Genomic DNA, 12053 nt, shown 5'->3' with positions numbered 1-12053 from the left:
CCGGCGCATAGGGATAGGAGAAATAGAAAAAAAGAAAGCAATCCCAAGAATGAAGCGCTTTTTGATAAGCGATATACTGTAGGTATGGCATAGGTCTGTCCAAGATTACAGCGAATAAAATTGGTAAAGGATGTTTTTTGCAGACACTGATTTGTAGATTCAATTGCTGAAGTGGCCACGTGGCGAGGGGCGCTTATCTTGTTGCTTATTGTATACAGGTGTTCACAAGGAGTATTGAAAAAAATATCAAAAAAGCTTTCATGGCCATTATTTTATCAGATCAACTATTTTTATCAAAAATAATCATTATTGAAAAATGAGTGAAATGAAATGTGCTACATTTAATAAATCAATAGTGATTTACCCTCATGCAGCTCTTGTACCAGTAGGCGTCATAAGCTAACATGATTTGATAATCGCTAAAGGATTGTTTTAATGATCAATTTTCGTTACTTTATGTTTTTAGTTTTTTTATTTTGCTCTTTTTCGAGCCATTCAAATACAAACGGAAAGCACAATAAGGCTTTTCGAAATTTTTGGCATCCTACTTTTCTTGGGGAGCGTCTCGATTATTGTACCGTGGATGGCAAGGAGTGCGGCAAAATTGTAGCAGATCGTTATTGCCAAATGCTGGGCTATGATTATTCCAGCGATAATGAAATCGCCTACAATATAGGGTTAACACATTACTTATCAACTGGCCAGAGTTGCAAAGGTTGGCGTTGCAATGGGTTTATGACCATTGCTTGTGCCACGAGCTTATCGCATACCCCTCCAAAACCTTATCATTATCGGGAAAAACAGTTTGCAGTTCCTCGTTTTAATGATTATCGCGTGGATTGGTGTTATGACCAAAAACAAGGTTGTGGCTCACGAGCAGCTAACTCTTTTTGCAGTCGTATGGGTTTTTTACAAGCCAAATATTTTGTGAAAGAAACCCAAGTAAGTGCGACTAGAACAATTGGTAGTCAAGAATTGTGTTTTGGTAATCAGTGCAATGCTTTTAAATTGATTGTGTGTTACCGATAGTTAATTATTGAAAATCTTTCCTCGCTTTTGGGGAGAAAGAAATGATAGTGCAAGCATAAAAAACTTAAGGATAAGTTTATGAGTATTAATGACAAGGTTTTTATCATTGATAATAATGAGGGTCGTAGTGACAAGTTACGCACGATACTTGAATTTATCGGTGAATCGACTGAAGTCAGTAAGTATAGCGAGTGGCAAATTGCTGATATAAATCCAGATGTGATTTTACTTGGTGCAAGTGAGCTCACTCAGGAAACTATATATGAACTGGATTTATTGGTAAACAAGTTTGTCAAAGTGCCGATTATCGTGGTGGGGCAAAAATTAAATAATACCCAATGCCTCTTGCGTAATGTGGTTGCTTGCCAACCTTTTCCATTTACGTATGCTCAAATTATGGAATCCTTGCATCAATGCCAAATTGCGAAAGAGGCAGTCAACTCCATTATTATCAGTAACCAAAAAAATCCTTTATTACGTAGTCTTGTAGGTAATAGCGCTGGCATCCGTAATGTTCGCAGACTAATAGAGCAAGTCTCTGATACTGAAGCCAGTGTTTTAGTTCTAGGAGAATCGGGGACAGGTAAAGAAGTGGTTGCCCGTAACATCCATGCTCTATCTTCAAGAGCTTGTAAGCCGTTTATCCCAATTAACTGTGGTGCGATTCCCGGAGAGTTGCTTGAAAGTGAATTGTTTGGTCACGAAAAAGGTGCGTTTACCGGCGCCATTACTTCGCGACAAGGTCGATTTGAATTAGCCAATGGAGGCACTTTATTTCTTGATGAGATAGGTGATATGCCGTTACCTATGCAAGTAAAACTATTGCGGGTATTGCAAGAACGTTGCTTTGAGCGAGTGGGTTCCAATAAAAGTATCGATGTTAATGTTAGGATCATTGCCGCAACTCACAGAAACTTAGAGGAGGCGATTAAAGAAGGGAAATTCCGAGAAGATTTATTTTATAGACTTAATGTATTCCCTATAGAAATGCCTCCTTTAAGAGAGCGATCAGAGGATATTCCATTGTTATTTAATGAGTTGATTTCACGCATTGAAAGTGAAAACAGACCTAGTGTGCGCTTAATGTCAGACGCGATGGTTGCATTAAGCGAGTACAGTTGGCCAGGTAATATTAGAGAATTGGCTAACTTAGTAGAGCGTTTAACTATTTTGTATCCCAAAGGAATTTTAGGCAAAGACGATTTACCACAAAAGGTACGAGGTGAATATAAACCTTCATATACTGAATCTGATACTTCAAATCCTGAACGGGAAGCTTTATTAGATGTAATGAGTCAAGAACAGATTACCAGTACTGAAGGTATCGATTTAAAAGAACATTTAGTAAAAACTGAGTTAGCTCTGATTAGCCAAGCTTTAAATGAAGCAGATTGGGTAGTTGCTCATGCTGCAAGTTACTTGAATATGCGACGTACGACTTTAGTTGAAAAAATGCGCAAATATGGACTTACCCGTCCTGAGCGGGTCTGAAAACGCGACTTTATGCAGATATTTCGTAATGGTTAACTTAAATGGTAGCCTGGCTCCAGCGAAGCGAAATCCAGGATTCTGGACAGGAGCGCGCTTTCATTCCTGGGCTCAGTCTCGCTGGACCAAGGCTACATTTCTAATTAGATGAAGTTATTATTGTTTCGTGTCATCAGGTTTTGATTCTTCAGCAGGAGTAGGTTCTGTAGCAGTTGCATTTTCTTCAACAGTTTTTTGGGGTTTGGTTTCTGTAACAGGCTCTGCTTTAGCTTGTTTGGCCTCTTCCTCTTGTTGTGCTCTATTTTCTTTATAGTTTTGAACGATTTCACCCACGCTCTTTTTGATGTCAGTATATAATTTACCTGTCATTGAAGCTAACTCTTTGAGATCAGGTAGTTTTGATTTAAAGTCACTCATAGCTCACTCCATAATATAATCTAAATTAATTATATACTATTATCTCGAATTCGGCAGTTCATCCAGCATTTTGAATATTAAAGCTTTTTTAGGAATCATTATGATGATTCAACTGCCAAAATTGATTTACTGTTTCTTTAGCCCCATGGGTGCATCAATCGCATCGCTGGCTTAAGTAATTTATTAGTCAGAGATGATTTGGGAGGAACATTAAGTTTGAATGCTTTATAGTTAGCAATTTTTTCTATGAGATAGTCATCGCTTGTGCATAACTTATCTACAAGTTTCAGAGCAAAAGCGTCTTTGGCTAACCAATGTTCCCCTGTAGAAACCTCATCAATATCTAATTGTTCTCGATTACCCGCTACATAATTTCTAAAAGCAGCATGTATTTTTTCCAGATCATCCTGCGCTTTTTCCCTTCCTTTTTCAGTGTTCTCGCCAAACAGGGTTAACGTTCGCTTGTATTCTCCAGCTGTCAACAATTCCACATCAATATCGTGTTTTTTAAGCCAACGATGGAAATTAGGTATTTGTGCTACTACACCAATAGAGCCGATAATTGCAAAAGGGGCCGCAATAATTTGATTGGCGACACAAGCCATCAAATAACCTCCACTGGCAGCCATTTTATCGATGCTCACTGTTAAGGGAATATTTTTATCGCGAATGCGTTGCAATTGTGAGGCAGCTAGCCCATAAGTGTTGACTATACCACCAGGGCTATCCAGACGAACTAAAACTTCATCTTCAGGTTTCGCAGTACACAGAATTGCAGTAATTTCCTCTCTGAGTTGTTCTACCTGGGAGGCTCTAATGTCACCATGAAAATCAATAACATACAGGGTTGGCTTTTTATCTTTATTTTTCTTTTTCTTAGGTGGCTTTTCTCCAAGAACTTTTTTATTCATTGTGGATATGATATGATCATAATGCTCATTTAGAGAGATCACCTCCAGTTTAGGCTTCGGCTTGCGACTCATAGAAAAAAAACCGGCAAATACAATCAGGCAGGCAATAACTACAGTGATTGATTTTAAAAGGAATAGACCATATTGAGTTAGAAATTCCATTGTTGACCTTTAAAAAAATAAAAACAAATTATGGCGATCAATAGGGTACTTAGCAAGGGTCTATTTAGTAGATTTAATAAGTTGTAAAGAAGGGGGATATTTATGACATCTAAAAAATTAAGCCAAAATGAAATTAAGAACTTACAGGATGCGGCACTGACTCTAATTAAACTAATAGAAGGGAAGTTAAAGGATACGAATAATACTGATATAAAAGAAGGAATTTTTCGCACATGCCCGTACTCAGATGCAAGACGCAAAGAATTAATTGGAGAAATAGAGGAAGGTAAGACTAAGATAAATGATCAGACTGAAATATCACTGGCCGAGTGTGCTCAACTCCTAAAGGGAGTTTTAGGTACCTTGAAAGACGGAGATAATCCTCTCTTTAGCTCTTCTCAATTCCAAAAATTAAAGAATGCAAAGAAATCGAATCAGAACTATTTAGAAGAAATAAAGAATATATTGAAAGTCAACGACCAGACGAAAAGTAATCTAGTAATTTCTTTTTTATTATTTAAAATGCTTGGGCATGTAGCACAAAATACAGCAACTAGAATGCCTTCCAAAAATTTGGGCAGTATGTTGAGTCCAAATCTATTTAAAATATCTAATGAACAAGATCTAACGCTTATTAACGAGCGAATTGCTATTTGTACTGATATAATTGATCATGTTTCGATGATTGATGAGCCAGAGCTCTCGCTACGAGGCACCCATTATGAAGCTGAAGTAAAAGATTCATCAAAAAATAGATTCCATCTGTTCAATGCTCAAAGTAATGATGAATTAGATCCAAAATATAAAGGCTTGAAAGGGGATTTTTTAAAAAGCCAAATTCTTTTGGATTTTAAAAAGCGACTTGAAAACGCGACTTCAGAAAATTTTGATCGAGTAGTAGATGAATTAAAAGCGAAACCTGAATACGAAAAAGTACTTGCTGTAAGCCAAGGATTGGTAACCTGGTTTTTTAAGCTCGATACCTCCTCAGTGAAAGCGTTTAGAGAAATGGTTGCGGAGCGGAGAAGAGATCTAGAGCTTGAAAAGTCTTTGCAAATAAACATATAAAATAAAACTTGTTTTGTTTTCCAGTTCGAGTACTATTTTATTAAAATGTAGCCTGGGTGAAGCACAGCGGAACCCGGGAAAACTTCAACCTCAAGATCCCCGGGTTCCGCTGTGCTTCACACAGGCTACCTAAATTTCAACCTACAGTATATCATTGACCTATGCTTGATGTGATTAACCTTGATTTTGATTATCAGGATCAGCCTTTATTGAATAAGGTAGCTTTTCATTTGCCTGTAGGGGGGCTGCTTCATTTGCGTGGTAGAAATGGTGCAGGCAAGACAACCTTGTTGAAATTAATTGCTGGTTTATTGCATCCGCATCAAGGTGAAGTGCAATTTTTTGGCCAAAATATAGCTAAAGACTATTCCGCTTATCAACGTCAGTTGTGTTTTGTAGGACACAAAGCCGGTATTAATCCTAATTTAACCTTAAGAGAGAATTGTTATTTTGATCTTCAAGGTGCATTCTCATTAGCCTCACGTACAAAAAAAGATCGATTGAAGAAAATAGAAGAACTGGCTTCAATATTTAAGCTCGAACATCATCTCGATGTTCCTTGTGGTGTATTATCTTCCGGGCAGCGCCGACAAGCTGGATTGTTACGTTTATGGTTTTCTTGCTCTAAATTGTGGCTTCTTGATGAACCTTTAGTGGCATTAGATGACCATGCCATGACACAGGTCATGGATAAAATAGCGACTCATCGAAAACATGGGGGCTCAGTTTTACTGACTTCTCACCAGCAATTACCACTCAATCCCTCTGATTATGAGGAGTATTGTTTGTGAGTTCCTCTTTTTCTATCTTTGCCAAACAATGCAGGCGTGAATTACTCATTCAGATGCGTCAAATTCGTTTTTTGGTGAACTCATGCCTGTTTTTTTTAATTTTTCTTTTTATGTTTCCCTTGACTGTAAAACCGGAAGTAATATTGCTTAGGACCATTGCTCCTGGCTTAGTTTGGATGGCAATACTTTTATCTTTGCTGCTTTCAGCAGAACGTTTATTTCAACAAGATTATGAGCATGGTGTCATTGAACAATGGATCGTTTCGGGGCAGTCTTTACCTTTACTTGTTGCTGCAAAAGTAATTGCTCATTGGTTATTTAATTTACTGCCTTTACTCGTTTTATGTCCGCTAATTGCTTTACTTTTTTCATTAAGTGCTTGGGAAGCAGGAGTGCTTGCACTGACCATTATTTGTGGTACTCCTGCTTTATTATTTCTTTGTGCTCTGGCTGCGGCATTTGGCGTGGGAATCAATCAAAAAGGCCTTTTGATGGCTTTGATTTTGTTGCCTTTAACCATGCCTGTACTCATTTTTGGAAGTGGAACCGTAACTATTGCCATGCAAGGTCTGCCAATTACTGCTTATTTGGCCCTATTATTGGCAATGTCAATCGTTGCAATGGGATTTTTACCTTACGCAATCGCCGGTATAATACGCATCAGCCACGTCGAATAAATAATAAAAGTAGATGAATTTATTGTAGCCTGGCTGCAGCACAGCGGAACCCGGGAACTCCATGCGATAAAATCCCGGGTTCCGCTGTGCTGCACCCAGGCTACTTTTATTTTATGGGATTTTGCGAATGGGTGGATGCGTGTTAAAATCCGCTTTTTTTGATTTCAATTATTCCTATGTGGAAATTATTATATCAGCTGGCATCACCAAAGTTTTTTTATAACTTCGCCGGACGCCTTACTCCAAGTTTGGCTGTGGGTGCTTTCGTGGCATTATTTGTTGGTATAATTTGGGGGTTGGCATTTACTCCGCCCGATTACCAGCAAGGTGAGGCATTTCGTATTATTTATGTGCATGTTCCCAGTGCATTTTTGTCGATGATGCTTTATGCCTGGATGGGTTTTTTAGCGGTATTGCTTTTGGTCTGGCGTATTAAAATAGCAGGTCTTTTAATCAGTATTGTTGCTCAAATTGGCCTTAGCATGGCGTTTCTTGCTCTAGTAACCGGGAGCATTTGGGGTAAGCCCATGTGGGGGGCTTGGTGGGTTTGGGATGCTCGCCTGACTTCTGAATTAATCCTTTTATTGCTTTATGCCGCAATTCTAGCGACACACTATGCCGTAAAAAACAAGGAAGATGGAGATAAAATCATTGCCATCTTAACCTTAGTTGGGGTTATTGATTTACCGATTATTCATTATTCAGTGTATTGGTGGAATACGTTACATCAAGGGTCTACTTTGTCCGTCTTTGCCAAGCCAAAGATCGATGGCAGCATGTTGTATCCTTTGTTGTTAACTCTGGTTGGATTTTTTTTATATTGTTTGTGGATTATTTTAGAGAAAGCACGCCAAGAATTATTACTTAGGGAAAAAAGACAATCTTGGGTTAAGATTCAATTTGAAGGGGAATTTAAATGAATCAATTTTTAGAGTGGTTGGCAATGGGAGGATACTCCATGTATGTCTGGCCAGCTTATGGTTTGGTTTGTGCTGTTTTGGTCATGAATATGTTAGGTATGAAATGGAAAGAGAAACAGACACGCCAAAAATTACAACAATGGTTTAAGCGATAAAAAAATGACTCCAGCACGCAGACGTAAGATAACACTCTTAGTATTCACTTTCTCTATTTTATCCATAGCTGCAGCGCTGGTTTTATATGCACTGAGACAAAATATTAGCTTATTTTATACTCCGAGCCAGGTTGTAACAGGAGAAGCACCACAAAAGCATAACATTCGGATAGGGGGTATGGTAGAGAAAGGATCCATTATCCGTTCAAAAACAGGTTTGGATGTAGAATTTAAGATAACTGATTTTGATAAAACTATAACTGTGGTTTATACCGGAATTCTTCCCGATCTATTTCGAGATGAGCAAGGTGTGGTTGCTGAAGGACAACTGATTGACAGTCAACATTTTCGCGCCTCACAAGTATTGGCGAAACATGATGCGAATTATATGCCGCCGGAAGTGAAAATCGCTTTAGCCAAAAAGGTACGCTCATGATTGCAGAATTAGGACTTTTTTCTTTAATTTTGGCCTTGCTTTCCTCCATTATGCTTGCATTAATTCCACTCATTGGACTGCAATTAAAACGTACAAACTGGATGGATGCTGCTAGTACTTATGTAGTTTGTCAGTTTTTCTTTATTGCCTTGTCCTATCTTTTTCTAACTCTTTGTTTTTTAAAGGATGATTTTTCAGTAATTTACGTGCTGAGGAACTCCAGTATTTCCTTACCTTGGTTTTACAAACTCTGTGCGGTTTGGGGCGGACATGAAGGCTCCATGTTGTTATGGGTTGCTATCCTTAGCTTTTGGACATTGCTTGTGACTTTTTGCAGTTCGGGTTTGGATAAGGAAATGCGTACAAGAGTTTTAGTTGTTCTCGGTTGGTTAAGCATTGGATTTATCCTGTTTTTGCTGACTACATCCAATCCTTTTTTGCGTCAATTCCAAGTTTTGGATACTCAAGGACGTGATTTGAATCCTTTATTGCAAGATCCAGGCTTTTTATTCCATCCACCCATGTTGTATATGGGCTATGTTGGTTTTTCTGTTGCTTTTGCGTTTGCCATTGCAGCACTTTGGGCGGGTAAGGTAGAAGCCAGTTGGTCCAAATGGACTAGACCTTGGACATTAGCTGCCTGGTGTTGTTTAACTGCTGGAATTACTTTGGGAAGCTGGTGGGCTTATCGTGAGTTAGGCTGGGGCGGGTGGTGGTTTTGGGATCCAGTAGAAAATGCTTCTTTTATGCCTTGGCTCGTTGGAACCGCGTTATTGCACTCTTTAGCTGTGACGGAACAACGTCAACAATTTAAGGCTTGGACTATGTTGCTTGCAATTGCGGCATTTTCTTTAAGTTTAATTGGTACGTTTCTTGTACGTTCCGGTGTTTTAACTTCAGTTCATGCATTTGCTGTAGATCCGCAGCGTGGATTATATATTTTAGGATTTTTATTGTTCGTTATTGGTGGTTCATTATTATTATTTCTTTTTAGAGCACAGACTTTACATTCAGGCAGTAATCCTAGTCCATTTTCTAGGGAAAGTGCTTTATTACTCAATAATGTTTTTTTAGTCGTCATTATGCTCACCGTGTTAATGGGAACGGTATACCCATTACTTGTTGAAGGTTTAGGCCTAGGTAAGCTATCCGTAGGAGCTCCTTATTTTAATTCGGTATTCATTCCTTTGATGATTCCCATGTTGTTGTTGATGGGAATCGGTATTCACCTCCGATGGAATAGTGATCATTGGCGTGGTGTATTAAGAAAACTCTGGAAATTCGCTGTACTTAGTTTCTTAATCCCTCTAGTTTTGCTCCTTGCTACGACTAGAGAGTTTAATGGTTCAGCTTTTATGGGGTTAATTTTAGCTTGCTGGGTGATTTTAAGTACCGTCAAAGCGGCCTACAGACGAATTTATGATCGGGGTTTATCGCAAGTAGGACAAGCTTATTGGGGAATGATTCTGGCACATTTGGGCGTTGCAACTACGGTAATTGGTATTGCGGTTTCTACTGCTTATGGGGTGCAAGATGATGTGCAAATGGAACCCGGAAAAAAAGTGGCTTTGCTGGATTACTCTATAGAATTTATGCATCAGGAGCCCTTATCTGGACCGAACTATAAAGGAACAAGAGCACAATTTAAAATAAGTCATGAAGGAAAAGCGAAACTGATTTATCCTGAAAAAAGACTGTATACAATAGGTCAAATGGCGATGACTGAATCGGCAATTGATGTAACACCTTTCAGAGATATTTATATTGCTTTGGGTGAGCCATTAGCTAATGATTCTTGGTCGGTCAGATTATATTATAAACCCTTAATCCGTTGGATTTGGGGCGGCGGATTTATGATTTTAGCAGGAGGTTTTTTTGCGCTAACGGATAGACGATATTATCAAAAAAGGACCATAGTAGTGCGTGCTCAGGAGTTGCAGGCATGAGAAAAATAGGATGGAAGGCTGCGCCAATCACTCTTTTTTTGCTGCTTTGCGTTTTTCTTTGGCGTGGTTTGTCTTTAAATCCGCATGAGTTACCTTCAGCACAGCTGGGTAAGTCCTTACCTCAATTTAGCTTACCCCTGTTGCATGATCCGAATTCTTCTTTTAGTTCCAAGCAATTACGTGGTCAGGTTATTTTGTTGAATGTTTGGGCGAGTTGGTGTGCTGCGTGTATTGATGAGCAGGTCTTAATGTTGCAATTAGCACGCGAGGGCGTGCCAATCTATGGGTTAAATTATAAAGATCAATCGGTCAATGCACTCCGATGGTTAGAGCAGTGGGGAAATCCCTATAAACTCGTGATTGAAGATCGAGGTGGGAAAGTTGCTATCGATTTGGGTGTTTATGGAGCACCAGAAACGTTTGTAATTGATAAAAAAGGAATAATCCGTTATCGACATGTAGGCATCATGACGCAGGAAGTATGGCTAAAAGAGATTTCACCCTTAATGAAACAGTTGGAGCAAGCATAATGGCTCGAATATATTTCGTATTTTTGGGGATTTTGATTTTTCTAAGCCCAGCCACTTGGGCGAACAGTACTTATCCTTTAGATTCCGCTCAAAAGGAAGCCCAGTTTAATCACCTACTCAAAGACTTACGTTGCTTGGTTTGTCAAAATCAAGATTTGGCTGATTCTAATGCCGAATTAGCTAAAGACTTGCGTGCCCAGGTTTATCAAATGGTTAAAGCAGGGAAAAGTGATACTGAAATCAGTGATTATCTGACTGCTCGCTATGGTGATTTTATTCTGTTTAACCCTCCTGTTAAGGCAGTAACTTTCTTGTTGTGGTTTGGACCTGTTTTATTTTTATTATTGGGGTTTGTTATTTTCTGGCGGACTTGTTTTGCTCGAAAGAAGGAAGTTTCTTATGAATGAATGGTGGTTACTGGGATTACTATTTGGGCTTGCTGGCTTAGCCTGCATCTTCATGGTTTACCCATTCAAACGCCGTTTTATTGCCAGTTTGTTATTGTTTCCTACTGTTTTTTTGATGGCATTTGCGGGATATTTTTATTGGGGTGGTTTTGGCGGATGGCAAGAATATGTTCACCACGTGCAATCTCAAGAACAAGCTAAAAAAATGCTGGAGTCGGTTAAAAGCCCTCAGGAGTTAATTGATAAATTAAAAGCAAAATTGGATGATAGCCCCAAGAGTGCTAAAGGTTGGTACCTCTTAGGACGTTTGTACAGCAGCCAAAATGAAAAGCAAAACGCAGTGAATGCTTTTGAGAAAGCCTATCAGTTTAATCCGAATGATGAACAATATGCGGTTAATTATGCACATAGCTTGTGGGTATTGAATAACCAGCAATTTACTGAGCAGATCACAGAGATATTGAGTCGGTTATTAAAAAATAATCCAAACCAAGCTGATGCACTCGCGATGCTTGCGATGGATGCTTTTGTAAGTCATGCCTATGAAGATGCAATAGATTATTGGCAACGCTTATTAAAATTGGCACCAGAGCAATCAGAAGAAGCACAAGCGATTCGTAAGGCAATTGCCAAGGCTGAAGAGCGTATTAAGCTGAGAGATAAAAATCTAAATTAATCGTAGCCTGGGTGCAGCGCAGCGGAACCCGGGTTTTAAGTGAACATGATCTCCCGGGTTCCGCTGCGCTGCACCCAGGCTACAAAGCACATAACACCCATTGATCCCGAAGATTTTAAGAAAAAGTCTTTGAGTCAACTCATTAATGTTCATTTTATTCCAACTAGTGCAAATAATGTGTAAATAATAATCAATCTTTCCTATAAAGATACAAAAAAACGTATAATTTGCACATATAGATTGCAATCTTCTATGTCCATTTTTGCTGAATGAGTCAACATCTGTGGCTTTTGTAGCAATATTCCAATCAAAAGAGGAGAAAATAAATGGCTGAGTCAAAAGATGAAAAAGAAGTCACATTATTACCCTGGCGTCTAAAAGTTGATTATTCCCATGCAGCATATTTAGTCTCATTTTTCTTAAAAAAATTCATAATTTTA

14 protein-coding genes are annotated in these 12053 nt (G+C 38.7%); 12 read left to right on the top strand and 2 right to left on the bottom strand.

Annotated features, from left to right (window positions below; translation table 11 throughout):
* The first annotated feature begins 435 nt into the window (after window positions 1-435).
* Window positions 436-1029, top strand: a complete 594-nt coding sequence (locus Lstg_RS01970) for a hypothetical protein (RefSeq protein ID WP_058475996.1) — start codon at window positions 436-438, stop codon at window positions 1027-1029.
* Between the two features lie 78 nt (window positions 1030-1107).
* On the top strand, window positions 1108-2520 hold the full coding sequence (locus tag Lstg_RS01965; RefSeq protein ID WP_058475995.1) for a sigma-54 dependent transcriptional regulator: 1413 nt from the start codon (window positions 1108-1110) through the stop codon (window positions 2518-2520).
* Between the two features lie 153 nt (window positions 2521-2673).
* Here Lstg_RS01965 and Lstg_RS01960 read toward each other — a convergent pair whose 3' ends face one another.
* The gene (locus Lstg_RS01960; protein ID WP_058475994.1) at window positions 2674-2934 is read right to left on the bottom strand and encodes a hypothetical protein; all 261 of its coding nucleotides are present in this window, start codon (window positions 2932-2934) and stop codon (window positions 2674-2676) included.
* A gap of 137 nt (window positions 2935-3071) precedes the next feature.
* Window positions 3072-4007, bottom strand: coding sequence for a protease SohB (sohB, locus tag Lstg_RS01955; protein ID WP_058475993.1), 936 nt, complete (start codon window positions 4005-4007; stop codon window positions 3072-3074).
* A gap of 102 nt (window positions 4008-4109) precedes the next feature.
* Here sohB and Lstg_RS01950 point away from each other — a divergent pair, with 102 nt between their 5' ends.
* The 10 genes from Lstg_RS01950 (at window position 4110) to Lstg_RS01905 (ending at window position 11613) form a co-directional block, all read left to right on the top strand.
* A complete protein-coding gene (locus Lstg_RS01950) occupies window positions 4110-5075 on the top strand; it encodes a RhoGAP domain-containing protein (RefSeq protein WP_058475992.1) in 966 nt (321 codons plus the stop codon).
* Between the two features lie 161 nt (window positions 5076-5236).
* Window positions 5237-5866: a heme ABC exporter ATP-binding protein CcmA gene (ccmA, locus tag Lstg_RS01945; protein ID WP_058475991.1), complete on the top strand. Its 630-nt coding sequence runs from the start codon at window positions 5237-5239 to the stop codon at window positions 5864-5866.
* Complete coding sequence (gene ccmB, locus Lstg_RS01940) at window positions 5863-6543, top strand: heme exporter protein CcmB (protein WP_058475990.1); 681 nt, start codon at window positions 5863-5865, stop codon at window positions 6541-6543. Before ccmA ends, ccmB begins: the two co-directional genes overlap by 4 nt.
* Window positions 6544-6719: 176 nt before the next feature.
* Entirely contained in the window at window positions 6720-7463 is a 744-nt protein-coding gene (gene ccmC, locus Lstg_RS01935; RefSeq protein WP_058475989.1) for a heme ABC transporter permease CcmC, read from the top strand.
* Window positions 7460-7618, top strand: a complete 159-nt coding sequence (gene ccmD, locus Lstg_RS01930) for a heme exporter protein CcmD (protein ID WP_058475988.1) — start codon at window positions 7460-7462, stop codon at window positions 7616-7618. Before ccmC ends, ccmD begins: the two co-directional genes overlap by 4 nt.
* 4 nt (window positions 7619-7622) lie before the next feature.
* Window positions 7623-8054 carry a cytochrome c maturation protein CcmE gene (gene ccmE / locus Lstg_RS01925; protein WP_058475987.1) on the top strand — a complete coding sequence of 144 codons (432 nt, stop codon included), beginning with the start codon at window positions 7623-7625 and terminating at the stop codon, window positions 8052-8054.
* Window positions 8051-10000: a heme lyase CcmF/NrfE family subunit gene (locus Lstg_RS01920; RefSeq protein ID WP_058475986.1), complete on the top strand. Its 1950-nt coding sequence runs from the start codon at window positions 8051-8053 to the stop codon at window positions 9998-10000. The genes ccmE and Lstg_RS01920 overlap by 4 nt, the downstream gene beginning before the upstream one ends.
* The gene (locus tag Lstg_RS01915; protein ID WP_058475985.1) at window positions 9997-10530 is read left to right on the top strand and encodes a DsbE family thiol:disulfide interchange protein; all 534 of its coding nucleotides are present in this window, start codon (window positions 9997-9999) and stop codon (window positions 10528-10530) included. The genes Lstg_RS01920 and Lstg_RS01915 overlap by 4 nt, the downstream gene beginning before the upstream one ends.
* The gene (locus Lstg_RS01910; protein ID WP_058475984.1) at window positions 10530-10937 is read left to right on the top strand and encodes a cytochrome c-type biogenesis protein; all 408 of its coding nucleotides are present in this window, start codon (window positions 10530-10532) and stop codon (window positions 10935-10937) included. The genes Lstg_RS01915 and Lstg_RS01910 overlap by 1 nt, the downstream gene beginning before the upstream one ends.
* Window positions 10930-11613, top strand: a complete 684-nt coding sequence (locus Lstg_RS01905; protein ID WP_058475983.1) for a tetratricopeptide repeat protein — start codon at window positions 10930-10932, stop codon at window positions 11611-11613. Before Lstg_RS01910 ends, Lstg_RS01905 begins: the two co-directional genes overlap by 8 nt.
* The last annotated feature ends 440 nt before the right edge of the window (window positions 11614-12053 follow it).

The sequence above is a fragment of the Legionella steigerwaltii genome (genome assembly GCF_001468065.1).
GTDB classification, from domain to species: domain Bacteria; phylum Pseudomonadota; class Gammaproteobacteria; order Legionellales; family Legionellaceae; genus Legionella; species Legionella steigerwaltii.
This window is presented reverse-complemented; position numbering and strand designations above follow the sequence as displayed.